General features: G+C 60.7%; 28 protein-coding genes and 1 tRNA gene. 14 read left to right on the plus strand and 15 right to left on the minus strand.

All coding sequences use genetic code 11. The features are described from left to right. Nucleotides 1–5: 5 nt before the first annotated feature. The 4 genes from DXY37_RS12295 to DXY37_RS12310 all read right to left on the minus strand — a co-directional run bounded on the left by DXY37_RS12295 (nt 6) and on the right by DXY37_RS12310 (nt 3,003). Nucleotides 6–1,010, minus strand: coding sequence for a Gfo/Idh/MocA family protein (locus DXY37_RS12295; protein ID WP_115126934.1), 1,005 nt, complete (start codon nt 1,008–1,010; stop codon nt 6–8). Nucleotides 1,011–1,065: 55 nt separating this feature from the next. Next, on the minus strand, nt 1,066–2,379 hold the full coding sequence (locus DXY37_RS12300) for a hemolysin family protein (RefSeq protein WP_115126935.1): 1,314 nt from the start codon (nt 2,377–2,379) through the stop codon (nt 1,066–1,068). A gap of 13 nt (nt 2,380–2,392) precedes the next feature. Beyond that, nucleotides 2,393–2,465, minus strand: a tRNA-Ile gene (locus tag DXY37_RS12305). A gap of 13 nt (nt 2,466–2,478) precedes the next feature. Further along, nucleotides 2,479–3,003 (minus strand): occludin/ELL family protein, encoded by a 525-nt coding sequence (locus tag DXY37_RS12310; protein WP_371638190.1) that lies wholly within the window; start codon nt 3,001–3,003, stop codon nt 2,479–2,481. A 56-nt stretch (nt 3,004–3,059) separates the two neighbouring features. Here DXY37_RS12310 and pyrE point away from each other — a divergent pair, with 56 nt between their 5' ends. Both pyrE and DXY37_RS12320 read left to right on the plus strand, forming a co-directional pair. After that, nucleotides 3,060–3,641, plus strand: coding sequence for an orotate phosphoribosyltransferase (pyrE, locus tag DXY37_RS12315; RefSeq protein WP_115126937.1), 582 nt, complete (start codon nt 3,060–3,062; stop codon nt 3,639–3,641). Continuing rightward, nucleotides 3,638–4,495, plus strand: a complete 858-nt coding sequence (locus DXY37_RS12320) for a folate-binding protein YgfZ (protein WP_244277137.1) — start codon at nt 3,638–3,640, stop codon at nt 4,493–4,495. The genes pyrE and DXY37_RS12320 overlap by 4 nt, the downstream gene beginning before the upstream one ends. Here the strand turns inward: DXY37_RS12320 and DXY37_RS12325 are convergent. After that, complete coding sequence (locus DXY37_RS12325; RefSeq protein WP_115126938.1) at nt 4,396–5,961, minus strand: TM0106 family RecB-like putative nuclease; 1,566 nt, start codon at nt 5,959–5,961, stop codon at nt 4,396–4,398. The genes DXY37_RS12320 and DXY37_RS12325 overlap by 100 nt on opposite strands. Nucleotides 5,962–6,014: 53 nt before the next feature. On the opposite strand from DXY37_RS12325, the gene DXY37_RS12330 reads away from it, so the two are divergent. From DXY37_RS12330 to DXY37_RS12355, 6 genes are all read left to right on the plus strand, one after another. Beyond that, nucleotides 6,015–7,478 (plus strand): phosphoglucomutase/phosphomannomutase family protein, encoded by a 1,464-nt coding sequence (locus tag DXY37_RS12330; RefSeq protein WP_115127040.1) that lies wholly within the window; start codon nt 6,015–6,017, stop codon nt 7,476–7,478. Nucleotides 7,479–7,480: 2 nt separating this feature from the next. Continuing rightward, nucleotides 7,481–8,068, plus strand: coding sequence for an RdgB/HAM1 family non-canonical purine NTP pyrophosphatase (gene rdgB, locus DXY37_RS12335; RefSeq protein ID WP_115126939.1), 588 nt, complete (start codon nt 7,481–7,483; stop codon nt 8,066–8,068). Between the two features lie 77 nt (nt 8,069–8,145). Continuing rightward, a complete protein-coding gene (locus tag DXY37_RS12340) occupies nt 8,146–9,183 on the plus strand; it encodes an SAM-dependent methyltransferase (RefSeq protein ID WP_115126940.1) in 1,038 nt (345 codons plus the stop codon). Continuing rightward, entirely contained in the window at nt 9,183–10,238 is a 1,056-nt protein-coding gene (locus DXY37_RS12345) for a Glu/Leu/Phe/Val dehydrogenase dimerization domain-containing protein (protein WP_115126941.1), read from the plus strand. Before DXY37_RS12340 ends, DXY37_RS12345 begins: the two co-directional genes overlap by 1 nt. Beyond that, entirely contained in the window at nt 10,235–11,422 is a 1,188-nt protein-coding gene (locus tag DXY37_RS12350; protein ID WP_115126942.1) for an FAD-dependent oxidoreductase, read from the plus strand. Before DXY37_RS12345 ends, DXY37_RS12350 begins: the two co-directional genes overlap by 4 nt. Before the next feature lie 25 nt (nt 11,423–11,447). Further along, a complete protein-coding gene (locus tag DXY37_RS12355) occupies nt 11,448–13,022 on the plus strand; it encodes a BCCT family transporter (protein ID WP_244277139.1) in 1,575 nt (524 codons plus the stop codon). On the opposite strand, the gene DXY37_RS12360 is transcribed toward DXY37_RS12355, so the two are convergent. The 6 genes from DXY37_RS12360 to fabI all read right to left on the minus strand — a co-directional run bounded on the left by DXY37_RS12360 (nt 13,012) and on the right by fabI (nt 18,071). Further along, the gene (locus DXY37_RS12360) at nt 13,012–14,190 is read right to left on the minus strand and encodes an MFS transporter (protein WP_115126943.1); all 1,179 of its coding nucleotides are present in this window, start codon (nt 14,188–14,190) and stop codon (nt 13,012–13,014) included. The two genes, DXY37_RS12355 and DXY37_RS12360, sit on opposite strands and share 11 nt — an antisense overlap. Nucleotides 14,191–14,231: 41 nt before the next feature. Next, nucleotides 14,232–14,678: an SIMPL domain-containing protein gene (locus tag DXY37_RS12365; RefSeq protein ID WP_244277141.1), complete on the minus strand. Its 447-nt coding sequence runs from the start codon at nt 14,676–14,678 to the stop codon at nt 14,232–14,234. Then, a complete protein-coding gene (locus DXY37_RS13630; protein WP_244277143.1) occupies nt 14,675–14,914 on the minus strand; it encodes a hypothetical protein in 240 nt (79 codons plus the stop codon). Before DXY37_RS13630 ends, DXY37_RS12365 begins: the two co-directional genes overlap by 4 nt. 138 nt (nt 14,915–15,052) lie before the next feature. Further along, nucleotides 15,053–16,540 (minus strand): carotenoid oxygenase family protein, encoded by a 1,488-nt coding sequence (locus tag DXY37_RS12370; protein ID WP_115127042.1) that lies wholly within the window; start codon nt 16,538–16,540, stop codon nt 15,053–15,055. Between the two features lie 59 nt (nt 16,541–16,599). After that, nucleotides 16,600–17,205, minus strand: coding sequence for an imidazoleglycerol-phosphate dehydratase HisB (gene hisB / locus DXY37_RS12375; protein WP_115126944.1), 606 nt, complete (start codon nt 17,203–17,205; stop codon nt 16,600–16,602). An 83-nt stretch (nt 17,206–17,288) separates the two neighbouring features. Then, the gene (fabI, locus tag DXY37_RS12380; RefSeq protein WP_115127043.1) at nt 17,289–18,071 is read right to left on the minus strand and encodes an enoyl-ACP reductase FabI; all 783 of its coding nucleotides are present in this window, start codon (nt 18,069–18,071) and stop codon (nt 17,289–17,291) included. A gap of 118 nt (nt 18,072–18,189) precedes the next feature. On the opposite strand from fabI, the gene DXY37_RS12385 reads away from it, so the two are divergent. Both DXY37_RS12385 and DXY37_RS12390 read left to right on the plus strand, forming a co-directional pair. Continuing rightward, entirely contained in the window at nt 18,190–19,131 is a 942-nt protein-coding gene (locus DXY37_RS12385; RefSeq protein WP_170951898.1) for an FAD-binding domain-containing protein, read from the plus strand. 3 nt (nt 19,132–19,134) lie between these two features. Then, on the plus strand, nt 19,135–19,563 hold the full coding sequence (locus DXY37_RS12390; RefSeq protein WP_115126945.1) for a hypothetical protein: 429 nt from the start codon (nt 19,135–19,137) through the stop codon (nt 19,561–19,563). Here DXY37_RS12390 and DXY37_RS12395 read toward each other — a convergent pair. Further along, nucleotides 19,521–20,036, minus strand: coding sequence for a hypothetical protein (locus DXY37_RS12395; protein WP_115127045.1), 516 nt, complete (start codon nt 20,034–20,036; stop codon nt 19,521–19,523). The two genes, DXY37_RS12390 and DXY37_RS12395, sit on opposite strands and share 43 nt — an antisense overlap. Nucleotides 20,037–20,150: 114 nt before the next feature. Here DXY37_RS12395 and DXY37_RS12400 point away from each other — a divergent pair, with 114 nt between their 5' ends. Beyond that, a complete protein-coding gene (locus tag DXY37_RS12400; RefSeq protein WP_115126946.1) occupies nt 20,151–20,768 on the plus strand; it encodes a thioredoxin family protein in 618 nt (205 codons plus the stop codon). 10 nt (nt 20,769–20,778) lie between these two features. Further along, nucleotides 20,779–21,990, plus strand: coding sequence for a DegT/DnrJ/EryC1/StrS aminotransferase family protein (locus tag DXY37_RS12405; RefSeq protein ID WP_115126947.1), 1,212 nt, complete (start codon nt 20,779–20,781; stop codon nt 21,988–21,990). 2 nt (nt 21,991–21,992) lie between these two features. Here DXY37_RS12405 and DXY37_RS12410 read toward each other — a convergent pair whose 3' ends face one another. After that, a complete protein-coding gene (locus DXY37_RS12410; protein WP_115126948.1) occupies nt 21,993–23,471 on the minus strand; it encodes an FAD-binding domain-containing protein in 1,479 nt (492 codons plus the stop codon). A 14-nt stretch (nt 23,472–23,485) separates the two neighbouring features. Further along, a complete protein-coding gene (locus tag DXY37_RS12415; RefSeq protein WP_115126949.1) occupies nt 23,486–24,046 on the minus strand; it encodes an NUDIX hydrolase in 561 nt (186 codons plus the stop codon). Nucleotides 24,047–24,072: 26 nt separating this feature from the next. Here DXY37_RS12415 and DXY37_RS12420 point away from each other — a divergent pair, with 26 nt between their 5' ends. Both DXY37_RS12420 and DXY37_RS12425 read left to right on the plus strand, forming a co-directional pair. Beyond that, on the plus strand, nt 24,073–24,288 hold the full coding sequence (locus DXY37_RS12420; RefSeq protein ID WP_136975615.1) for a hypothetical protein: 216 nt from the start codon (nt 24,073–24,075) through the stop codon (nt 24,286–24,288). A 67-nt stretch (nt 24,289–24,355) separates the two neighbouring features. Next, nucleotides 24,356–24,613, plus strand: coding sequence for a hypothetical protein (locus DXY37_RS12425; RefSeq protein ID WP_244277145.1), 258 nt, complete (start codon nt 24,356–24,358; stop codon nt 24,611–24,613). Here DXY37_RS12425 and folK read toward each other — a convergent pair. After that, on the minus strand, nt 24,596–25,123 hold the full coding sequence (gene folK / locus DXY37_RS12430; protein ID WP_115127046.1) for a 2-amino-4-hydroxy-6-hydroxymethyldihydropteridine diphosphokinase: 528 nt from the start codon (nt 25,121–25,123) through the stop codon (nt 24,596–24,598). The two genes, DXY37_RS12425 and folK, sit on opposite strands and share 18 nt — an antisense overlap. Between the last annotated feature and the right edge of the window lie 11 nt (nt 25,124–25,134).

Genomic DNA, 25,134 nt, shown 5'->3' on the forward strand with positions numbered 1-25,134 from the left:
CCCAATCAGATGGGGGTCTCGATCGCAACACCAACGCCGGGCTGCTCCACAGCCTGTTCAATCAGATCAGCCAGTCGCAGGGCTCTCGAAGCCTGCTGACCATCGACAGCAGGAGTCTCTCGTCCACGAACACATTGCAAAAAGTGTTCGAGCTCGGCATACAGAGGCTCAATCGAGGTGGTGCTCACCTCCTCAATGAAGCCGTCGTTGCGGTAGAGCAGCTCTCCGTGATCCGCGGAATACCACTCGTGGGCCCGGCGGTGAATGTGCAGGTTGTGATTGAGGAAGTCGGTTTCAACAAGGCTGGCCCGGCAATGCGCACTGAGCGTTCGGATCTTGCGATGACTCATCTTGCTGGCCGTGAGACTGGCCACCACGCCGTTTTCAAACCCGAGCGTGGCGTTGACGTAATCGATCGGGCCCTCTGAGCTGCGACCACCCGCCGCCGCCAGTTGCACCACCGAGGAACTGGCCAGCTCGAGCACCAGATCCAGATCGTGAATCATCAGATCAAGCACCACGGACACATCGTTGGCCCGATCGGCATGGGGGCTGTGACGACGGGCTTCGAGCACCACCACCTCTTCGTTCGCCACCACCTTGGTGAGCTCACGGAACGCGGGATTGAAGCGTTCGATATGGCCCACCTGAAGCAAGCGGCCCACTCGGCTGGCAGCATCAATCAGGGCAGCGGCCTCCTCCTGGCTGGCGGCGATCGGCTTCTCGATCAGCACGTGAGAGCCGGCCTCCAGGCAAGCCAGACCAACGGAGTGATGCAGGAGGGTCGGCACCGCGATGCAGACCGCCTCAACCTGCTCGAGCATGGTGCGGTAATCAGAAAACCAGCGACATCCAAACTGCTCGGTGGCCAGAGCCCCACGTTGAGCGTCAGGGTCGGCAACACCAACCAGATCCGCGTCCTTGAGCAGGCTGAGCACGCGCGCGTGATGCCAACCCATGTTGCCGATCCCGATCACGCCGACCTTCACCGGAACCATGGCGTCGGTCATCAGTGGGCCTGCACGAACCGGCTGATTATCGGTGATCAGTGCAATGGGGAGTGAATTACATCAATCCCTGGTCTGGATTGTCGGGGTCAATCGGCGAATCCGGCTCCTCAATGAGGACCAAAAGCACCCTCACAATGCGGGGACCAGCCATAGCAACAATCTCGAACTGGATGTTGTGATGGCGCAATGCTTCGCCCGGTGAAGGGATGTGCTGGAGCCGTTCCAGCAGGAAGCCGGCCAAGGTGTGATGGTCACTGGCTTCCGGGAGATCCAGCTGCAGCTGGCGATTCAGCTCAACAATCTCCAGATCTCCGGCAACAAGCCAGGTCCCCGGCTGGCCCTCCATCGGCACCAGGTCTGGTTCATCGGTTTCATCGTCAGGTTCATCGCCAACGATTTCTCCGGTGAGGTCTGCTGCGGTCACCAGGCCCTCCGTTCCGCCATGTTCATCGACCACCAGCAGCAGCGGGTTACCCGAGCGGATGATGGCCAGCAGATCAGCAAGGTTGCTGGTTTCCGGCACCGTCTGCGCAGGCATCAGGTAGGGCTCAAGCCAGGAGTCTTCGCGCAGCTCCCCTCGAGCGATCGGCTCGGCAAGACGCCGCAGATCAAGAACTCCCCGCACATCATCCAACGACTGACCGATCACGGGGAAGCGCGCATGGCGGGTGCGATGCACCGCGTCCATCAGCTCAGCGAAACGCACCTCAACGGGGAGGGTGACCATGCCGGATCGCGGCACCATCACCTCACGGACTTGAGTGTCATGCAGAGCGAACACACCCTCGAGGATGTTGCGTTCGTCGGGTTTGAGACCGGTCACCGCGCCACTCTCGATCAGGGTCTCCAGCTCGCCGGCCGTGAGGGCAGGAACTGGTGCATCCCAGCGGTGGGTGAGCCCTACGAATCGCAGCAACAGCGAAGCCAGGCTGTCGAGTGCCGACAACAGTGGACTCAGCACCCGGATCGCGCCCTCGAGCACAGGTCCAAGCTGCAAGGCAGCGAACTCGGGACGGCTGAGCACCCAGGCCCGTGGAAGCAAGCCGGCAACCAGGGTGGCCAGCACGACCAGCAGCAAAAACCAGGCGAGATCCCACCAGCGGCCAGCAGTAACCTCCAGGGGCCACCAGCGCTGACCAAATCCACGACCGATCCAGCCCAGGGCTACCAACGACAGGCAAGCCCCGAACTGTGTCATCAGCAGAGCAATGCGCAGATGCCGCTGCAGTCGCTGCACCGACTGGGCACCAGGGCGGCCCTCCTCGCTGAGAGCCTGCACCTGACTTGGCCTGAGCCGCAGGAGAGCCACCTCAGCAGCTGAAAACAGAGCCGGAAGAACCAGCAGCGCGATCAGCAGCAGGGTGCGCATTGGAACCAAACGATGGGGGTCGCGGGGATCGAACCCGCCTTAGGCGAATTATGAGTTCGCTGCATTCACCAGATTGCTAGACCCCCCTGATCCGTGGATTTACCACAGGGCACGCACCGGCTGAAAGGCATCCTCGCCCTGAATGAGATCAGGGGATGGGCTGCCAATGTCTTCGGCAAGGCTGCCACTGAAGCCGTTGGGAATATCAACCGTGCGCCAGGGAATCGGATCACTTTGATCCTCAAGCAGCATCGTGTAGGTGTTCTCGACAGCAGTCCCGTCCCAAATAATCGTCTGATCAGGGAAACCGAATCCCATGAAGCGGTTGCCCTGAGGCCCGGCAACAGCAATGCCCAGCAGGTCCGTGACCTGGTGCAGGAGATCCACACCGCTGGCATAAGGAGCTGTCCAGCTGTAGAAGCGCTCTTCCATCAAGGCTGAAGTGCTCTGCACCGGCCCGCAACGGGTGACCTCAACCGGTGATGGAGTCACATCTCCTGCAGAGATCGCAGTCGAAGGAGCCTCCAATGTGGTGGAGCAGACCACCGGTCGAGCCACTGCAGCTGCCTGAAACGAACTCAGTGACAGAAGCAGAAGCAAAGTTCTGAATCGAAGCCTGTCCAAGGGAGGAGGCACCACTGAGCGCAAACTAGGCAGAGGATCCGCGAAGCACCAGCCCCATGCCCGTCAATTCCGACCCATCAATGGATCGCCAGGTCCTGCTGGACCGACTGGCCCGGGAGGCTTATCGGCACGGGCAGTTCACCCTCGCATCGGGTCGCAGCAGCGAACACTATGTGAATTGCAAACCGGTGGCCCTCAGTGGCAGCGGCCTGGCACTGCTCAGTCCCGCCATGCTGGCCCTGGTGGACAACGATGCCGCGGCCGTTGGAGGGCTCACGCTTGGGGCCGATCCCCTGGTGAGCGGGGTGGCCATGGCGGCAGCGCAGCAGGGCCGTGATCTGAATGCACTCATTGTGCGCAAACAGGCCAAAGGCCATGGCACTGGTACCTGGCTAGAAGGCCCATTGCCTGCATCAGGTGCCTTAGTCACGGTTCTGGAGGACGTCGTCACGACCGGTGGGTCCTCGATCCAGGCTGTTAACCAGCTGAAAGAAGCTGGATATTCCGTTCGGCGCGTGGTCACCATCGTGGATCGTGAAGAAGGTGGTCAGGAGGCCATGGATCAAGCGGGCCTGGAACTGGTCAGCCTGTTTCGACTGAGCGAGGTGGCTGCCAGAGCCAAGGAGCTTGAACAGTGATAAGCAGGGATCAGAACGCAACAGCATTGATCTGGGATGCGCTATTCCCCCTCATCCGTCTTGAGGGTCAAGGATGCAGCAGCTTTCTGCATGGCCAGACCAGCGCCAGGGTGGATGGCTGCGCCCACGGCGATCTGATCAAGGCCTGTTGGCTCAATGCCACAGGCCGCGTGCAGGCCCTGCTTGAAATTCGCCTGGATTCGGCTGGCGCCGATGTGCTCGTGCTCAACGGAGACAGCAGCAGCGTCGCTGGCGGGTTTGATCGGGTGATCTTTCCCGCAGACCAAGTGCGGCTGGGAGAGCAGCGCCAGCAACGCCGGATGCAACGCCTTGAGACTGGAAAGGCGCCCGACTTCACCCAAGTGATCTGGCTGAGTGAAGCCAGAGAGCCACCGACCTCCTGGGCAGAACTCAGAGCCTGCAACGCCACAGAACTGGAATGCTGGCGGAACAAGCAGGGCTGGCCGCTGGGAGATCAGGAGCTCACTGGCGACACCAATCCCTTTGAACTGGGTTTGTCCGATTGGGTCGAGCTGAACAAAGGCTGTTATCTCGGACAGGAAACCATGGCCAAGCTGGCGTCCCGCGGTGGTGTGAAACAGCAGCTGCGATGCTGGCAAAGCACCTCTGAGATTCAAAAGGTCCTGAAAAGCGGCGATCAGCTCAAGCTGAATAACTCGCGTGCCGGAATTATCACCAGCGTTTCCAAAGACACGGCAACAGGGAGCAGTTTCGGCCTCGCCCTGGTCAGGCGTCAGGCGCTCGGCGCGGAAACACTGCAAGCGGGAGACAGTGATGTCGAGGTCTCCATCGCACGACCCAGCGCCTTCTGCGACCCGCCCGCTCGAGGTTGAGAGCGACTATCGACTTCGAACATCCATGCAGCCACCGCCCAGGTGGCCAAACCATCATCGCGGTTGTAGGTGAAGATCCAGCGCAGAGCCTGGACATGCCCACGGTCTTGTGGTCCGGTGCCACGCCACTGCCTCCACCAGAGCAGCGCCCTTGCACCATCCACCCCAGCCTGACTCCAGCTGAATCCAAGCCAATCGGCGACTGTCTTCAACCCATAACTATTGAGGGGAAGTCGCCAGTGAGTGCGCAACCGGGCATGCACATCGACCAGCCTGCAACGCAGGGCCTGTCGGTCCTCATCACTGACGGCCTGGCGTTGGGCCATCTTGCACAAAGCCAGTGACTCCGTCTCGCCGTAGTGCAAGACGGGCCAGCCCTCATAACGGTTCAAAAATCGCTTGATGCGTTGCCAGCAACGCCTCTCACCATGCTCCTGCATCATCAACAGAGGGTGATAACTGGCTCGATCAAGAGCCCAGCGGCCGTCGGGATCCCGGGGTAGACAGACAAATCCATGCAGAAAGTCATCACGGGCATCCGGGTCTGATTCGATGTCATAGAGCAGTACCCCAGGCGCATTCCTTAGTTCTGGCAAGGCGAAGGAATCGGCCAGAGCCTGCGCCTGCCCATCCCGCTGGGCTCGAGCCTGAGCTACGAGGGGAGCCGCCACGGCTCCGTGTTGCTCTCCAAATCGCTGCAGCTGCTCCGCCAGACGATGCGGATCAGCATCAGCAAGTGCTTTTAGGCCATCAATCCCCAGCTCGAGGAGCATCTCCCGTCGCTTGGCGCCAATACCACTGACCTCACTTAGATGTCCAACCCGGCGGGCCTCGGCGTTGCACACACCTCGCCAGCTACACAACGAACACTTACGGCGGTCAGAGGCAAGCGGAGGTGGCTCGGCCCGCTCCAGATCAGATGCCAATTTGCGCAGTGCCTCATCCAGCTGACGCTGCAGGGACTCACCGAGAGCAACAGTTTCCTTCTCGAGGTAGCGGCCTGCTCCCGCCAGAGCCAGCCCGTCCTTGACAGGAGCGTCCTGAAACAGAGCGAGCAGACGAGCTGCCAATGCCAGCTGCAGTCGATGCTCCCTGGTGAGTCGTCGCCCCTGCCTGGCCAAGACGGGGCGATACATGTAATCACCCCAGCGACTGCGTCCGGGCTGGCGCTGCAGCAGAGCTGGATGCGCCTCGATGCTGTATCCCTCTGCAGTACGCCCACGCAGCCTCAGTCCCACCACACCGACTTCACCCCGCTCGCAGGCAGCGAGCCCATGTCCAGGCTTGTGCGGCAATAACGCAACAAAACTGCGTTGCTGATCATCAAGCTGGAGGGTGCGGTGGGCGGTGTAAACCCTCTTGCCCTGATCACCATGGCGATCGAGCCAGGCCCGACGCCGGCAGCGGGACCAGCTGCGCAGCAGTCGGTCGGTGAGTGGCTTGTCAGCAGAAGGGGTGTCACCCATGGCCCGAGGTTAAGGCGGCCAACTGCTAAATCCAGATGGACTGCAGGCATGCCATGGCGTCAGCTCCCCTCCCTCTGAGCGCAGCTCCGATCCGTTTCGGCACCGACGGATGGCGAGGAATCCTCGGGGTGGACATCACCGTGGAGCGGTTGCTGGCAGTGGCGGCGGCGGCGGCCCAGGAGCTCGCCCATCAAGCACCGGATCAACTCAACAGCAAGACGGTGGTGATCGGCTACGACCGCCGTTTCCTGGCACCGGAACTTGCGGAGGCGATCGCTTCTTCCGTGCGCGGGGTTGGCTTGGAACCCCTACTCACGAGCACTCCTGTTCCCACACCGGCATGCAGCTGGACCGTGGTGCAGCGACGGGCAATGGGAGCCCTTGTGATCACGGCCAGCCATAACCCGCCCGAATGGTTGGGTTTAAAGATCAAAGGACCGTTCGGCGGATCCGTGGACGGCACGTTCACTGCCGCGGTGGAGCGGCGATTGGCTGCAGGCAGCATCAACGTGCCGGTTGCGGGAGAGCTGCCACGCTTTGACGCCCGCAGCGAACACCTTGAGGGGCTGCGAACCCAGCTGAATCTGGGCGCCATCAGCTCTGGGCTGAAGGCCATGGGCCTGCGGGTGATCGTGGACCCGATGCATGGCTCTGCGGCAGGTTGTGTGTCTGATTTGCTCGGAACCGATGCCGAGGGCCTCGTTTGCGAGATGCACAGCCAGCGTGATCCTCTCTTCGGTGGCTGCCCTCCGGAACCGCTCGCTGCTCACTTGCAGGAGCTGATTGCTGCGGTTCAGACTTCCAGTCGAAACGGGCAGCCAGCAGTGGGTCTGGTCTTCGACGGTGATGGCGACCGCATCGCAGCAGTCGATGAGCACGGTTGTTTCTGCAGCACCCAGCAACTGATGCCACTGCTTATCGATCACCTCGCCGGAGCAAGGCAATTGCCTGGAACCGTGGTCAAAACCGTGAGTGGCTCCGACCTGATGCGTCTGGTAGCGGAGGACCATGGCAGGCAGGTGCTGGAGCTTCCTGTGGGCTTCAAATACATCGCAGCCGAGATGCTGGCGGGTGAGGTGCTGATCGGCGGGGAGGAGTCGGGAGGCGTTGGCTTCGGCATGCACCTGCCTGAACGCGATGCACTGTTCGCCGCCATGCTCGTGCTGGAGGCTCTCGTTCAGGGAGGCAAGCCACTGGGAGCTCGAATGCAGGCTCTGCGTCTGCGCTGCGGAGGTTCGAGTCATTACGACAGGCTTGATCTGCGCCTGGCCGATATGGAGTCCCGCCGACGCCTGGAGCATCTGCTGTCAACCCAGCCTCCGGCTGAAGTCGCAGGACAGACCGTATCGGAAGTGATCACGACGGACGGTGTGAAACTGAGGCTTGGACCTAGCCACTGGTTAATGCTGCGCTTCTCCGGCACTGAACCCCTACTCAGGTTGTATTGCGAAGCACCCGACAGCGATCGTGTAGAGGCTGTGCTCGCCTGGGCCCGCAGCTTTGCCGAGAGCGCTTGAGCATGCAGACGCAAAACCTGGTGATCGCCAGCGGCAACTCCGGCAAGGTGCGGGAATTCGAAGGTCTCCTCAGCGGACTACCACTGATTGTGAAAGCACAGCCTGAAGGGTTAGAGATCGAGGAAACCGGTAGCACCTTCACCGCCAACGCCCGCATCAAAGCGCTTGCCGTGGCTGCAGAGACCGGGGAGTGGGCTCTTGCAGACGATTCCGGTCTAAGCGTGGATGCTCTGGAGGGAGCTCCAGGTGTTCACTCCGCCCGCTATGCACCCAGCGATCCAGAACGGATCGCACGACTGCTGCAAGCGCTCGAATCTGAAGACAACCGCACCGCCCGCTTCTGTGCAGCCCTCTGTATGGCGGCACCGGACGGCACGGTTTTGCTCGAAGTGGAGGGCCAGTGCAAGGGATGGATTACTCGATCACCGAGGGGTGATCAGGGCTTCGGTTACGACCCGATTTTTGAAGTTGAAGGCACACAAAAAACGTTCGCGGAAATGTCTCTGAAGGAGAAAAAAGCCCACGGTCACCGTGGTCGTGCTTTCAGCTTGCTGGAACCACGCCTGCGCCAACTGCTTTCTCAGCAGTGAAACCCGTCAATGCACGGATTGTGACGAGGTGCTGACAAACAGTTCCTGTACGGTGTGATCTGTCGCTGACGAGGTCGATGGCCATCGCCATGACCACCGGTTACAGCGCACAGACTGAAGGCGCTCTGCTTTGCATCGAAGCCGCCTCAGACTGGGCCCTGACTTGTGTTGACCAACTTGCTGCCGCTGACAGCCATGTCCTGATCGATTACGGAGCTGCCGATGGCGGCACGGCCGTGGGTCTGTGGCACCAGGTGCTGGATCGCCTGCATGCCAACCAGCCCCAGGCCCACCTCACCCTGATCGGCAATGATCTGCCCAGCAACGACAACGTTGCCCTGGCTGAAAATCTGGCGCTGCAGATTCCGCGCACTCCCAAGCCCACCGTGTTGGTGAGCGCCCGCAGCTTCTATGAGCCATCGGTGGGTCCGAACACGGTGAGCTTTGGCTTTTCCGCCACCGCGATGCACTGGCTAAGCGAGTCGCCAGGACCGCTGAATACCCATACCCACGTGCTGGCATCCGGTGATGCCGATGCTCTGCAGCGTTTCAAGGCGCAGGCGCTCAAAGACTGGACTTACGTTCTGGAATTGCGCAGCAAAGAGCTGAAAGTGGGTGGACGCCTGCTGACGGTGAACCTGTCTCGCGATGGAGAGGGTCGTTACCTCGGCCACAACGGCGGTGAAACCCGCAATGTGCACGACCAGCTGCATCAGATCTGGAAGAGCCTTGCTGACGAAGGCGTGATCACTGAAGAGCAGTACCGCAAGGGAACGGTGCTGAACTTCTACAAGTCACCCGAGGAGTTCATGGCGCCGCTGAAAGATCAGAGCTCGGCGCCTTACCGCAATGGTCTGCGTCTGGTGGATGAGCGCACGGTGTACGTCAAGTGCCCTTACCGCCGCCGCTGGGAGGAGAACGGCGATACGACAGCGTTCGCCGCTGGACTGATGGCCACGATCCGCAGCTGGAGCCGACACAGCTTTGCCAGCACTGCTGGAGATGCCGTGGCAGATGAGGTGTACAAGCGCCTTGAACAACGCATCGCGGACGCCCCTTCTGAGTGGAGCCTGGATTACGTGGAGCACCACCAAATGATGGAGAAAGTGGCCTGATGACAACCACAACCCGACCCGCGCCGGATGTCTCGGTGCTAGCTGAACATGTCTCCGAGCATCTGTCGGTGTTCGTGGTGGCCGAGAACACCGATGCGCGCCGCCCGGCCAACGGCGGCCTGCGTCTGCTCAATTACCCCAGCGATGAGGCCTGCATCGCCGATGGACAGCGACTTGCTGGGCTGATGACCCACAAGCACGACCTCTATGGCACCGGTTTTGCCGGCGGCAAGATCGTGGCGCGCGCCGCCGAACCGGAGGCGGTGAAGGACGAACTGATCAGCATCACCGCAGAGCTTCTGGAGTCTCTCGACGGAGCCATGATCACCGGCTGTGATCTCAATACCAGCCTGGAGGATATGGAGCGCCTGACGGAGCTCACTCCCCACGTGCTTGCAGCCGTCGGGAGTCCTGTGGATGCCAGCGCAGCAACAGCTCATGGAACCCTCGGCGCCGTTGAAGCCGTGCTCGAATCGACCCTGGCTGACGCGAAACCTGGCCGCGCGCTGGTGCATGGCTGTGGCGCCGTCGGCGGCACCGTGGCTCGCGTGTTGGTTAAACATGGCTGGACAGTGTTCACCGTAGATCTCAGTCCAGAACGTGCAGGCTTCCCTGGTGCCACTCCTCTGCCTCAGGACTGTCCCTGGTGGGAGCTGAAGCTGGATTTGCTGCTTCCCTGCTCGATCTCAGGTCTGATCAATGCTGAAATCGCCTCTGCCCTGAGGGTCAAATCTGTTGTTCCAGCAGCCAATGCTCCGTTCCAGAGCACTCAGCTCGCCGACGACCTGCGTCGCCGCGGCATCCGTGTGCTGCCGGATCCATTGGTGAATGCCGGTGCCGTGATCGCTGACTCAATCGAGCGCTTCTCACCCGACGCCTGGAAAGGTGCAGGCGCGGAGGATGTCTACGCCTTCGTGCGCAGCGAGGTACGCCAAAGAGCAACTGACTACCTGAATCAGCGCGATCAGGGCCTCTCGGTTGGAGCAGCTCTTGTGGAAGTCACCGCCGAACGGGAGACCGATCCGATCGGGCTCAGCTTCGGAGACGTGGCATGAGCTCGGCCGCTCTTCCTTCCAAGGCCTCGGTGGTGATTGTCGGCGGTGGCATGGCTGGTCTCAGCTGTGCAGCATCCCTGGCTCGTCGAGGCATCACTGACGTAGTGCTGCTCGAGGCCAAAACTCTTGCGCACGCCAAGGCCAGCAGTTACGGCGAAACCCGGATGTTCCGGGAGATGTATTCCGATCCCGTGCTCTGCCGTCTGGCTCAGGAGGCCAACAGGCTCTGGCGTGAGGAAGAGATTCACGCAGGAGAACAGCTGCGCGAAACCCATGGGTTGCTGTTTTACGGCGAAAGCTGGGATGAGGAAACGATCGAAGGGTCGATCCCAGGGGCCCGCCGGGTGATGGACGAACAGGGCATCCCATATGAGGCACTGAATGCCGATCAGATTTCAACCCGCTTTCCTCTGAAACCGAAAAGCGATTTCACCGGACTGTTTGAGCCCACCGCTGGGGCAGTGCGCAGCGACAAGGTTGTTGCTCACTGGATCAGCACGGCCCGTCATGCCGGCCATCAACTGGTGGAACACTGCCCGGTGGCGAACCTGGATGCGGACGGTGGTGGCGTCACTCTCGAGGATGGCCACCACATCGCCGCAGAACAGCTGGTCGTGGCCTGTGGCATCTGGAGCCAGCTGATGCTGGCTCCGCTTGGACTCGCGCCAAAACTCGAGGTGTGGCCGATGCTCTGGGCTCATTACACCGTGGACCCTGCATTGGCGGATCGTTATCCGCAATGGTTCTGCTTCCAAAAGGAACGCGGCGATGACGGAGGCCTGTATTACGGCTTCCCGGTGCTCAGCCACACCAGCGACGGCCGGCCACGCATCAAGGCGGGAATCGACTGGGCACCCAGGGAGCTGCGTGTCGCAGAACCCAATGCCATGACCACCGAGCCACCGGCAAGGCTGGTCGAACTTCTCGATACATTCCTGTTCAACGAAGTCGAAGGCGTCCAGGAACGGGTCGAAACTGTGATCAGTCCCTACTCGATGGCCAGCGACGTCAATTTCGTGCTGGACCGTCTAGGCCCAAAGCTGAGCCTGTTTGCCGGTGGCTCAGGCCAAGCCTTCAAATTTGCGCCCCTGATCGGCGACTCGCTGGCACGACTGGCCAGCGGTGAAACCCCTGCTGTGGATCTTTCCTGCTGGAGTCACCAGCGCGAAGCCGTCAGCGCCTAAAGCCCCTCTCGCCCAGAGATCTCCCTTGCCCGACCCATCAACCCTCCAGGACGGCACGACTGAAACCAGCGCGTGGTGGCAACGCAAGCCCCTGTGGATCGGCGCAGGCCCGCTGCTGGTCTTTCTGGTGGTCGCAGCCGTTGACCTCAAACTGGCGCAGCATTTCACCAGCTCAGGCAAAGCCATTGTGAGCAACACTCTCGGCGGCCTCTGGCAGTGGATGGTGCTGCTGCTGTTTGTGATTGCCATCATGCTGGCCATTAGCCCGATCGGGAGCTTGCGCCTGGGAGGAGCTGAAGCCAAACCAAGCCTGAAGTTCTTCGACTGGTGTGCTGTGCTGATTTGCACGCTGCTGGCCGGTGGAGGTGTGTTCTGGTCTGCAGCCGAACCGCTGTTCCACTTCCGGGATCCCGCGCCCTATTTCGTTGGAGTCGAGGGATCGACCGCAGCTGCGGTTGATCCCTCTTTGGCCGTGAGCTTCCTGCACTGGGGATTCCTGGCCTGGGCTCTGGTGGCAACAACGGTGACGATCACACTCTCGATCCAGGAGCAACGCGGCGAAGCTTTGCGACCACGCACGCTACTGGTTGGCATTCTTCCCAGCCGCTGGGTGGAAGGTCCCCTGGGAGACCTCGCGGATGGCCTCTCCGTGGTGGCGGCCATCGCAGGAACCGTGGGACCGCTGGGGTTCCTGTCTCTTCAATTGAGCAACGCCGCAGGGATGCTGCCTGCTTTCACCGACAGCGCCGGGCTCCAGTCTTTGGTGGTGGTGCTGCTAACTGCAGTGTTTGCTACTTCCACCGTGAGTGGAATCCAGCGAGGCATCAAGTGGCTGTCTGAGCTGAACGTCTGGCTGACCCTTGGTCTTGCCGCAGCTCTGCTGCTGCTAGGCCCAGGGCTTTGGCTGATTCAGCACTTCATCAGCGCATTCGGGCTCTATCTCACCAACCTACCGCGCATGGCTCTTGCCCCCAACAGCAGTCCAGGCAACTGGGTGAATGGCTGGACCGTGTTCTATTGGGGCTGGTTCCTCGGCTATGCACCGCTGATGGGTCTGTTCACGGCAGGGGTGAGCCGCGGCCGCACTCTGCGCGAACTGGTGCTGGCAGTGGCCATCCTCTGCCCGATCGTGACCAACATCTGGTTCACATTGCTCGGCGGTTCTGGCATGCAACTGGAAGTCGCCAACCCCGGCTCCATCAGCGGCCCGCTCACAGCCAGCGGTGAGTCGGGAGCACTATTGGCGATTCTCGGCCAGCTTCCCCTGTCCTGGCTGCTGATTCCTGTCGGCCTTGTGTTGGTGGTCCTGTTCATGGCCACCAGTGCCGACTCCATGAGTTATGCCGCAGCCATGGTGGTCAGTGCGCAGCGGACACCACCAACCCTGCTGCGGTTGTTCTGGGCTCTAATGATCGGCAGCCTCACCCTGGTCTTGCTGCGCATCGGCACCAGCCTGGGCGACAACACCTCGATCAATGCCCTGCAGGCCTTCATTGTTATCACTGCTGTGCCGGTCACTCCCCTGGTTTTACTGAGTCTCTGGACGGCACCACGTCTGGCCTGGAAGGAATGGCGCCAGCGGCAGCCGGCTAAGAGCTGAAACTGATCCAGCTGGCCATCGCAACGCCAAACAGGGCCAGTGCGCCATAGATCAGCAGCACCAGCGACAGGTCTCCCTGAGGAGAGGCCTGAAGAATCAACCCAGACACGATCGTCATCAGCCCGCCCATCACTGTTCCTGAGGTGTTGACGATCGAAACGGTCATCGCCGTCTGCCCGGGAGGTGCAGACGCTTCCGCGATCGGGAAGGCCAGCACGGACGTACCGATGCCAACACCAAAGCTGAAGGCAGGAAGCATCAGAACCCCCTGCGGCAGCGAGGTCTTGATCAGCAGCAACAACGAGAGCAGCGTGATCACGGTGCCAGTTAGAAGCAGACCACCACGTTGCTGAGGGCGTCCGCCGAAAGCCCCGCTGGCCACCATCCCCACCACAAGGCCAATCGACATGATCAGGGTGAGACCTTCCATCAATGAATTGGGCCAGCCCCTCAGGCTTGAGAGCAGGCCGTACTGCGCCATCCCGAACACGAAGCCAAGCCCCCACGCGTAGAGCAAGCAGCACTGAATGAGGCGATTCACTCCTGCCCTGGTCCATCGCTGCACACGCATGTCCTGCTCTGCCGTTGGCAACTGAGCCGGCGCGCGCCGGCGGCCTCCGAGCAGAAGCATCGGCAGGGCCACCATCAGGGCCACTGAGAGCCCCTGAAACAACACCAGATCACGCCAGTCGGAGCGACCCAGTAGCAGGGGCACCACGGCCGCCAACGCGGCGCCGACGCCCAACAGGCCATCGGTGAATCCCATCGCCAGAGCGAAGCGATCTGCTGGCAGGCTGCGTCGTGCCAATACCGCCGATGCCGGGAACGCCACCGCACAGGCCATGCCTGTGCCGATCCGCGACAACAGCAGCCCCTGCAGGCTGTTGCTGCTGGCAAACACCAGACTGCAACAGGCAGCGGCCAATGCAGCCAGCAGCAGCCAAAGCTCGACCTTGCCCCGGTCAATCAGGCGACCAACGGGCACTTGCACCAGGCCATAGGGCAACAGAAAGCTGCCGGCCACCAGCGCCACCCCTCCTGAATCCAGACGCAGATCCGATCCCAGGGAACCCTCGAAATACTGAACGCTGGATTCCACCCACACCAGCCAGACTACGAACAACAGGCTCGTGACCCAGAGCAGTCGATCGCTGCGTCTTGCTTCCATGCCTGACTGCCGACAGCTCAACGTCAGTGTGGGTAAAAGGCTCAGTTAAGGCAGTAATCCAAGGCAAGACTGAGGCTGGCTTTGGGCAGCGGCGCTTCCTCCGGCCTGAACCGAGGTGAGGCATTGACACCCATCGCCGAGAGGCTTGGACTGGCATGACTGCGTTGATCGATGCGCAGCAATACAACGCGACGAAGCCCCAGGGCAGATGCTGTTCGCTCTGCCTGACTGTGACCGCGCTGCAGAGCTTTCTCAAGCAGTTGGGCTTGCAGACGATCCTGGCCTTCAGCGGATGTCAGGGACGTCATGCCCTGGAGTCGAACACCCGGCAAACGGCCTGCCCGCTGAATCAGGGTGTCGTAGTTGCTGCGACCAACTGTTCCAGTGATGGTCGTTGCAGCCCGGTAGCCGCTGGATGGCTGAGAACCGGTCATGGCATAGGTGCTTGGAGAGGGAATCACAAGCCGTCCGATGACCAGGAGCTTCAACTCCTTGCGCAGCGTGGCCAGACGCCCACCGAGCTGTTCCAGCCGGCGGCGCTGGTCGAGGCTTCTGCCTCGATGCGCAGATTGAAGCGAAAACGGTCCGTGCGGCTTTCACCGCTCTCGCGCACATTCAGCTGCAAAAGGGTGCCACGGCAGACAGGACCCTGAATCTCAGCATTTGCCATACGCGGAAACAGGGCAGCCGACTGCAACAGCAACAGTGCTGCGAATGACGACATGCCTAGTGGTTTCAGTGCAGAAGTGATCACAAACCTGAGAGCAGACAGACCTTGAGTCGCTGTCTAAGTCAGGCGCCGCCGCAGAACCTTTCCAAACCATAATCAGCGCCGCTTCAGACACCACCAAATCCGACTGATTCAGCGGGCATCCACCCAGCTGCCATGGAGGCCGTGGGGGATTGCCAACGGCAGCTCGAACAACGCAAGCTCACGCAGGTCTGCAGCGTCAAGGATCACAAGATCGGAACCTTCCCGATCACCGTTCCACACCAGTTCCAGCACCCAGCCATCGTCTTCAGCGCTGGCACCAGGCCTGGGAACCATCAGTGGCTCACTCACAAAGCCGTGGGGCACTGCGCTCCAGATTTGGCGCTCGCCGCTGACCAGGTCAAGCTTCTTGACCACCTGAAGCGGATCATTACCCTGCTCACGCGCTGCGGCGGCCATCCAGGCGAAGCGACAGGGCAACCCCTCTTTGTCGGGATTCACCATCGCGAACTCACAGCAGCGTTCGCTCAGACGGGTGGTCTGCACCGTGGCGTTCTGCAGGTTGATGCGGCACTGCTCAAGCAGCCCCTCAGGGATCAGATCGAAGTCAACAGCGGCAAAGTCGACATCGGGACCGATCGAGGGGAAATCGCTGTAGTAAATGCTCTCCACCACCACATCTCCCTCCTGTTCCCAGGCGTTGAGGTGGTGAAACACAAAGCCCTCGGGTGCATCCACAATCCGCGGGGCCTCGCCGGCATGGGCACCACTGTCACGTGGAATCAACCAGAACTTGGCCTGACCATCTGGCTTGGACTGCAGACACTGGGCCGCACCTTTCTGGCCAAGCACAAAAGGCAGAGGGTTGAAGTCGATCGCGTTCTGAAGGAACACCGCCCAGTTGGGTGTGATGGCGAAATCGTGCAGGAAGGCGAAGCCGTTGAAGCTGTCACGACGATCGCTGAGAAGATCTCCTGCCTTGATCCCGGCGGCAGAATCATCTTCGGTGGCGAATTCCATCAAGCGGATGGTGCTGCGAGGGCCGGTATTGACCCCGAAGGTGACCATGCGCGGCCGATCATGATGACCAGGATCAAAGCGAGGATGGGCACTGAAGGCCTCGCCTTTCTTCAAAACACCACCCAAAAGGCTGATGCCGTGGGTCTCGAGGGTTTGGGGGTCGAGTGCATGGGGTTCAGCAGCTTCCCAGAGCGCGAGCAGTTGGTCGCCAAGCTGCACAACGCCGGTATTGGCGATGTTTTTCAACCTCAGATCAAAGGCATTGGCCAGCGGACCTCCGGGTTTCTGGCTTCCAAACACCCCTCGGTAAAGCACCTTGCCGGCCGCTTCCTCGGCCTGCCAACCAGCGGTGCGCACAAACCGATTGGTCAGCGAAACCCCCTCAGCATTGAACTGAATCGCAGTGATCATGCCGTCACCATCAAAGGGATGGTGCACGCGCTGACCGTCACGCTCCAGCAGCCCAGGGCCATTGCGGTAAAGGGTTCCAAGTAGCTCGGAGGGCACCTCGCCCCTCGCCGGCTGAAGCGCAACATCGGTGAGCTCCTGCTCCACATTGCGGAAGGCGCTTGCCCATTCCGACCGGTTGAAACGTTCAGTGGCGGGAGCGACGGTCACGGAGAGCAACTGCTGTGGTCCCCATCCTCTCGTAACGGACTGTGAAGCGCGGCGAAGACTCAGTTCGCTCCAGCCTGCTCGAGCACACCCTTGCTGCTGGGAACCGCGCCAGCGCGCCGGGGGTCGATCTCCGTCGCCATGCGCAAAGCCCTTGCGAAGGCCTTGAAACAGGCTTCAACAATGTGATGGGAATTGGTTCCATCCAGCTGACGGATATGGAGGGTGAGGCCGCTGTTATTGACCACCGCAACGAAAAATTCCTTGACAAGCTCGGTGTCGTAGCGACCAATCTTCTCTTTCGGAATCGTGAGGTTGTACGAGAGATGGGGTCGACCGGAGCAATCGAGCACGACCTGCACCAGCGCTTCATCCAGCGGCGCGACGAAGTGACCGAAACGCACGATGCCGCGGCGATCACCTAAGGCCTGTGCCAAGGCCTGGCCGACAGCAATGCCCACATCTTCATTGGAGTGGTGATCATCGATATGAGTGTCACCCACCGCATTGATCTCCAGATCGATCAGGCCATGGCTGCTGATCTGATGGAGCATGTGATCTAGGAAGGGCACGCCGGTGCTGGCTTGGCACTTGCCACTGCCGTCTAGATCCAGGCACACCTTCACATCGGTCTCACCGGTGACTCGATGGATCTCACCCGTACGCATGCTGTTCAGCTCCGGAGGCGGCGACTTCGCTGTTCCGATAATGCCGAAACAGACGGCGCAGACCAAGGTCCATCAGCGCAGAGTCACATGCCGTTAATGCAGTAGCCGGCATCCACATAGATGGTTTGGCCGGAAATACCGCTCGACAACTCGCTCAGCAGGAATGCAGCGGTGTTGCCCACTTCCGTCTGTGTGACGGTGCGGCGCAGCGGTGCTTTCTCCTCCACGTTGTGAATCATGTCGAGGATGCCGCCAATCGCGGAGCTGGCCAGAGTTCGAATCGGACCTGCACTGATGGCATTCACCCGCACCTGCTTGTCGGGACCGAGCTCAGCGGAGAGGTAGCGAACGGACGCTTCCAGAGCGGCCTTGGCCACACCCATCACGTTGTAGTTGGGGATGGCTCGTTCAGCTCCCAGATAAGTGAGCGTGACCACGCCGGCTTTCTCACTGAACAACGGCTTGGCATGACGGCAAAGGGGAGCCAGGGAATAGGCACTGATCTCGAGTGCTCGGGCAAATCCCTCGGAGCTGGTGGCGCTGTAATCACCGATCAGCTCTTCCTTGCCGGCGAACGCAAGGCAATGCACCAATCCATCGAGGACGCCCCACTTCTGCTGAATCTCTGCAAAAACGGATTCCATCTGATCGGAATCCTGAACATTCAGAGGCAGAAACAAGGAGGGGTCAAGCGGCGCAGTGAGCTCACGCACCTTGGTCTCAAAACGACCTTTGTCGTCTGGCAGATAGGTGATGCCCAGTTCGGCACCCGCCGCTTTGAGCTGCTGCGCGATGCCCCAGGCAATCGATCGATTGTTGGCGATGCCGGTAACGAGGATCTTCTTGCCCGTGAGATCGAGAAGCATCGGACCGGATGTTGCTGAACTGTTGGGGGATTCTCCACCATCCCCGACCCGATCTCCCAGGAATGGTCGCGTTTGAGCCATTGGATCGACAGGATGACACCCTGAAATCCATCGTCCGGTGTCCCCGCAACCCAGCCCAACTTCTCTGCCATGGCCTGAACGGCCTGGAGACCTTCCCAGAGACCTTGCGGACCGCAAAGCCCTCGATCGCCTGCTAACTGAACAGTTTCGAGAAGCAGGAGGAAGGCTCAGCCCGCTGCGCGGAGGTCGAGACGCCGCAGAGACAACACTGAGCCGGATCGACCCCCGGCGTTACACCAAAAGCCGCAATCACCTCAAAGGCGCAGTAACAGGCCTATCCCCTTACATCCGCCACGGTGTGCTCAGCCTTGCGGAAGTGCGTGACGCCGTTTTCCAGCGCATTCGCAGCCGCGACGAGGGAAGCAAGTTGATCAATGAGCTGGGTTGGCGCGATTTCTGGCAGCGGATGTGGCGCGACCTCGGCGATGGCATCCACGACAGCCAGGAAGAGCTGAAAACCGGACATGATCCTGCCTCCTATGCCCGAGAGCTCCCTGAAGACATTCGCGCGGGACGAACAGGCCTGGCCTGCATGGATGGATTTCAAAGCGAACTCACCACCCGTGGCTGGCTGCACAATCACGCCCGCATGTGGATGGCGGCTTACGTGGTGCATTGGCGGAAAGTGCACTGGAAGGCTGGCGCAGACTGGTTTCTGGAGCATCTTCTTGATGGAGATCCTTCCAGCAACCATCTGAGTTGGCAGTGGGTGGCCAGCAGCTTCAGCCACAAGCCCTACTTCTTCAACAAAGGCAATCTTGAGCGGTTTAGCGATGGCCAGTTCTGCAGGAGCTGCTCCAGCATCGAACGCTGTCCATTTGAGGGCAGTTATGAGCAGCTGGAAGATCAGCTGTTCGCAAGCCAAGGCGCCATTCGTGATGTTCCCGCCAGACGCAACCGCAACCAGCAGCTACGGTCAGGCCGACAACAGGGTCTGATTCGAAGCGGTCACGCGGCCATGGCCCGACCCAAGCGATAAACCATGCCTCTTCAACGACCCGTCATCTGGGTGCACGAGGAAGCCCTCGGTACCAGCAACCCGGCGCTTCTGGAGCAGCCGGATAGCCCAGGCGTCTTTGTCTTTGACACTGAATGGATCAAGGAAGCCTGCATCAGCCGCAAACGACTTGGCTTTCTGTACGAAAGCGCCCTGGATCTACCCATCACCCTGCGCAAGGGCGATGTGGTCAAGGAAGTGATCGCCTTCGCCGAGCGTCACAACGCCGATGGCATCTTGAGCAGCCTGCCCGTCGACCCTCGCCTGGAACGCATCGCTGCAGCCATCGAAGAGCACTACCCACTGGAACTGCTTGAACCAGACCCGTTCGTGACCATGCCGCGACCACCACGGCTTGGACGTTTCAGTCGCTACTGGCGCGAGGCTGAACCTGTGGTCTGGGAAGGCTTCTGAGCGTCACCAAGGAGTTCCTCCTCAAGCCGCTTTTCTTCGGCGGGATCCCTCAGTAGATCGCGCCGCTCATAAGCCGGCAGCTCAACAGGCCTCAACTCCGATGCATCTGTGGGGGGGAGCGTCCAGCGCCAGCGGGCTTCTGGAGCACGCTGCTGACAGAGAGCTTTTAACTGCTTCTGCAGAGCGCGACGCACGTCGCTGCGACGCACAGCAGCGAAAAATTCCTCACGCGGCACTAGCCCTGCACTGAAAGGCGCTGTGCCGTTGCCGTTGAACAGACGTGCAGCATCGGGGAACCAGCGAGGTGAACATTCCGCTGGATCGTCCGTGTCGGTTTCCAGAAAGAAATGAAGACCGAAGCCGTCGGGCTGACTCACAACCGCCAGGCCGTCATGGGGCATCTGCCGCGGCAGCGGAAACACTTTCCAACTGGTTCTCTGTGGTCCCGAACAAGCCGTCAGCACCAGAACCATCGTGACACCTGAGATCCGACCTGCCTTGGCACGCCTGAGCACGCGTTCTTTGCACCGGGTGGCCGGAGTCTGAACCAGGATGAAAGCTGACGCACCATTTGTTGCTCGTTCGCCATGGCTCTCACTCCCTCGACCATGCTGCCCCTTGGCGAGGTGCTGCCTGCCTTCCAGTTGCCCGTGGTGAGCGGAAGCTTGAGGGATGGCACTGACGCAGCCACTCTCAGCAACAGCGAGCTGCCCGCACAACCGCTGCTGGTGATGCAGATCTGCGCACACTGCCCGTTTGTGAAGCATGTGGAGCCCGAGCTGAGCAGGCTCGCCGAGGACTACGGCCCAGCCGTGACCCTGCTGGCCGTCTCCAGCAACAGCCTCACCACCCATCCACAGGATGGTCCCGAAGGCCTGCGTCATCAGGCAAAACAGCAGCAGTGGCGTTTTCCCTATCTGCTCGATGAGCAGCAGAACCTGGCCAAAGCCCTCAAAGGCGCTTGCACGCCGGAATTCTATCTGTTCAGCCCCGATGAGGCAGGCCTTCAGACCTTGCGCTATCGGGGCCAGCTCGACGGCAGCCGCCCAGGAAACGAGGTGCCATTGGATGGCCGCGATCTGCGCAGGGCAGTGGATGCGGTCCTCAATGACCAGCCTGTTAACCAGGAACAACAACCATCTGTTGGCTGCAACATCAAGTGGCATCCCGGACAAGAGCCACCGTGGTTCGGGGCACCGGCTTAAGGTGCCACCCATGCAGGTGCCTCCCTTCAGCCTCAGTCAGCAGCTCGCCGACCTGGGGCCGGAACTCGATGAAGCCGCGCTGCGTGTGTTGCGCAGCGGGCAGTACATCGGTGGCACTGAAATCCAATCGTTTGAAACGGCCTTCGCGGCAGTGGTCGGAACTGCCCACGCTGTTGGCTGCAACAGCGGCACCGATGCCCTGATCCTGGCCCTGAGAGCCCTTGGAATAGGAGCCGGTGATGAAGTGATCACAGCCTCCTTCAGCTTCTTTGCCACAGCTGAAGCGATCAGCGCTGTAGGTGCGACGCCGGTGTTTGTGGATGTGGATCCACGCACTTACCTGATCGATCTCAATCAAATCACTGCTGCGATCACGCCCTCAACCAAAGCCCTGATCCCAGTGCATTTGTTTGGGCGGCCTGTCGACATGACGCGGTTTATGGCAATCGCCAAAGATCACAACCTTGTCGTTGTTGAAGATTGTGCTCAAGCCACCGGGGCGAGTTGGAACGGACGACCCGTCGGCAGCTGGGGCGATATTGGCTGCTTCAGCTTTTTCCCCACCAAAAACCTTGGTGCAGCTGGTGATGCCGGAGCTGTGACCTGCCACGACGCAGCTCTTGCTCAGCGCATGCGCGAGCTCGCGGTGCACGGCATGCCCCGCCGCTACCTGCACACGGAGCTCGGTTACAACAGCAGGCTGGATGCCATGCAGGCCGCAGTGCTCAACGTGAAACTGCCCCGGCTGAACCAATGGGTAGAACGCCGCCGGCAGATCGCCCAGCGCTACCGCGAAGGGCTGCAAGATGTGCCAGGCCTGCTCATCCCCGATTCATCCGCAGGCAACGGCGATGGCTGGAATCAGTTTGTGGTGCGTGTCACGGTTTGCCCAGCTGACATCTCCTCCAACGCCAACCATCCCCCCAGTGAGTTCGGACTGCCTAGCAGTCATTGCCGCGATTGGTTGAAACAGAGCCTGCAGGAGAAGGGTGTGAGCACGATCATCTACTACCCCATTCCCATCCATTGCCAACCGGCCTACGCCAATCAGCATCAAGGCACCCGTCTGCCGGTGACCGAACAGCTCTGTAGCGAAGTGCTGAGTTTGCCGATCTTCCCGGAGCTCTCCAGCGAACAGCAGGAACAGGTGATTGCCGTGCTTCGCTCGCTGCTCATCCAAACCGCTCCTCTGGATTCGCAAACCTGCAGTGTTGCGGCCTGAACTCAAGAACGGATGGTGGCGTACAGCTGCTTGAAGTGGGCCTGCTGTTTCTTGTGATCAATCAAGAGCTCCGGGTATCCGCGACGCTCCAGTGCACCGATCTCACCACTGAGCAGATCCTTGGTGTTCACATGGCGCAGCTCAGGTAACCAGTGACGGATGTAGTCAGCTTCAGCGTCGAACTTTGATGCCTGCGTCGCGGGATTGAAAATTCGCAAGGGCTTTGGATCCATCCCACTGCTGGCACTCCACTGCCAACCGCCATTGTTGGCCGCAAGATCGCCATCCACCTCCAGCTCCATGAAGGCCCGCTCGCCCCAGCGCCAGTCGCAGATCAGGTCTTTGACCAAAAAAGAAGCGACGATCATGCGACAGCGGTTGTGCATCCATCCGCTCTGATTGAGCTGACGCATCGCTGCATCGATGATCGGCATCCCTGTTTGGCCCTCTCTCCAGAAGCCAAACCACACTTCGTTGTTCTCCCAGGGGAAGCGTTGCCATTGCTCGCGGTAAGGACCATCAGCCAATTCGGGGAAATGGAACAAGGCCTGCTGGTAAAACTCACGCCAGCCCAGCTCCTGCTCCCAGACCGTGATCGCATGCTCCTGTTCATCACTGCGCACGATCTCCTTGGCGCTCTGGGCAGCACACCAGGCCTGCCTGGGACTGATCGTGCCGACACTCAAAGCCGCACTTAAGGATGAGGTCCCCTGCTGCCCAGGGAAATTTCGGTCAGGCTCGTAGCCAAGCAGAGGCCCTTCAGCAAACGTTGCCAACTGATCCGCTGCTGCGATTTCTCCAGGGCGACAAGGACACAAGTCGGTGCCAGCGAAGCCATGGCTGCTGCGCAGACGCTCAAGCTCGGACTGTCCCTGGGAACAAAGCCGACCAAGGTCTCCTTCTGCAGAGCTGATCTGCTGAAGCTGGGACTGGTTTAAATCCTGCAGGCCTTCTGGAGCTGGTGTAATGCGTGGGGCGAGCCTTTCGACCTGACCACGCCAATTGCGCAGAAAAGGTCCATACACGCGGTAAGGGTCTCCTCCGCCGGTTTTGAGAGACTCCGGCGCCACCAGCAGCTGGTCCCAGTCGACCAGCAGCTTGCGCCCATCGGCCTGCAGGGCCTTAGCCACCTGACGGTCTCGCTCGCGGGCATAGGGCTCAACATCACGACTCCAAACCATGGTGGGTGCGTCCAGGAGGGCCGCCAACTGAGGTAGCAGCTCAACCGGATCACCAGCCAGCACCAGCAGGCGACTCCCGGCCTGACGCCAGCGCTGTTGCAGTTCGACCAGGCTTTCCACCAGAAACCACAAACGAGCGGGTGCCATCGGCGGCAGCTGGGTTGGCGGCGTGATCAGATCCGGATCGAGCACATACACGCCCGTGACAGCCTGGCCCAGTGCCACGGCCGCCTGAAGACCTGAATTGTCCGCCAAACGCAGATCGCGGCGGTGCCAGAACAGCGTGCGAGAGGTATTCATCGGTGGTCGCGAATTCAGAAACCGAGCAACTGCTTGGCCCGATACCAAGCGGTCACGCTTTTGCCATCGAGCCACTCCTCGCCGGAACTCAGGCGAGCATCCAGTTCGGCAGGACTCATCTGCAGAACCTCGAGATCTTCATCGTCATCTCCTGCCGGGGGGTTCTCCAGCACCGTGAGATCTCTGGCCAGGAAGCAGTGAATCACCTCATCGGAATAGCCAGGGCAGGGGAGCATGGGACCAAGGGCATCCCAGCGAGCGGCGCTATAACCCGCTTCCTCTCCGAGCTCCCTCTTCATCGACTCCAAAGGATCTTCTCCTTCCTCCAGCGTGCCGGCCGGGAACTCCAGCAGCCTGGCCTGAACAGCAAAGCGGTACTGACGCAGCACCACCACCTTCCCCTCATTGGTGATTGGCACAGCCAGTGACGCGCCTGGATGCTTGATGATCCCAAAGCTGCCCTCCACCCCCATGGGCAACCTGATGCGGTTGCGCTCGAAGCGGACTTTGCGTGCATCCAGGGCATCGATGGTCTCCAGCAGCTCGTAGGGCTCTGGAGCCGGCAGCGGGGCCATGGCTTCTCACGACAGTGGGAACCAGCATGGCGGGTGAGCGTCAGGATCGACGGACGACTTTCGCTTGTTTCCGCATCGCACTGACTGATCAAGCACGGCTGGAGCAGCCGCAGCTCCTGAAGGCCTTCGCGCGGGAGGCGGTCTGGCGACATCTCGCCTTGCAGACCTTGCTGAGCGTGCTCAGCAGCCTGCTGGACATCGCCGGACTTGGGCTAGCCGTCAGCCTCTTGCTGAACTCATGAACGGAGTCCGCTGCATCGGCTAGGTCTCAGCCACCTACTGGAAAGACAGGAAGGCCTGGATACCCGCATGTCACTCGCCCAGACCCCCTTCTCCGGCGGTGAGATCCATCGACTTGGCTTGTTACGAGCCTGGCTGCGGAGCCGACCGGTCGAAGTGCTGGATGAGCCCACAGCATTTCTTGATGCCAGCGCCAGCCAGCTGGTGCGAGAGGTGATCGCTAAACGTTCGCGAGAGCGACTGGTGCTGATCAGCAGCCACGACCCAGCTCTGATCCAACAAGCTGATGGGGTGATCGACCTGAGCTCTTCATTGCTGAAGATCTGACGCAGGACACCAGTCAACTGATCGCTGCATGGCTGCCAGCAAGGGCTCCAGAACAAATTGGCGCAGGTGCAGACGAGGGTGAGGCAGTACCAGCTGCGGATGATCCAAACGCCATTCCCCCCAGAAAAGGAGATCCAGATCGAGAGTGCGCGGACCCCACAGCAGTTCCTGATCTCGATCACGGCCAAAACATCGCTCAAGCTGATGCAGCTCTGTGAGCAACTGCAACGCCGCAGCCTCGGAGGCGGAGCGCTGTACACCTGCGCAGAGCACCACGGCATTGCAGTAAAACGGCTGTCCGGGTGGCCCGCCCACTGGAGCCGTCTCCATCAGTGGCGACCAAGAGCAGCGCATCTCTGCTGATGCAGCCCTGCCCCAGGAGATCAAAAGCTGCTCCAATTGAGGACGCAGCGTGATCAGCGTCTGGCGAGGCACACCTGCGGCACTGGGCAGGTTCGCCCCAAGGGCAATGGCAAGAGACTGAGGCTGATCAGCGAGACTGGCGCTCACGCGCAGGGCTG

It is taken from the genome of Synechococcus sp. GEYO (assembly GCF_900473955.1).
Classification (GTDB): Bacteria; Cyanobacteriota; Cyanobacteriia; order PCC-6307; family Cyanobiaceae; genus Synechococcus_C.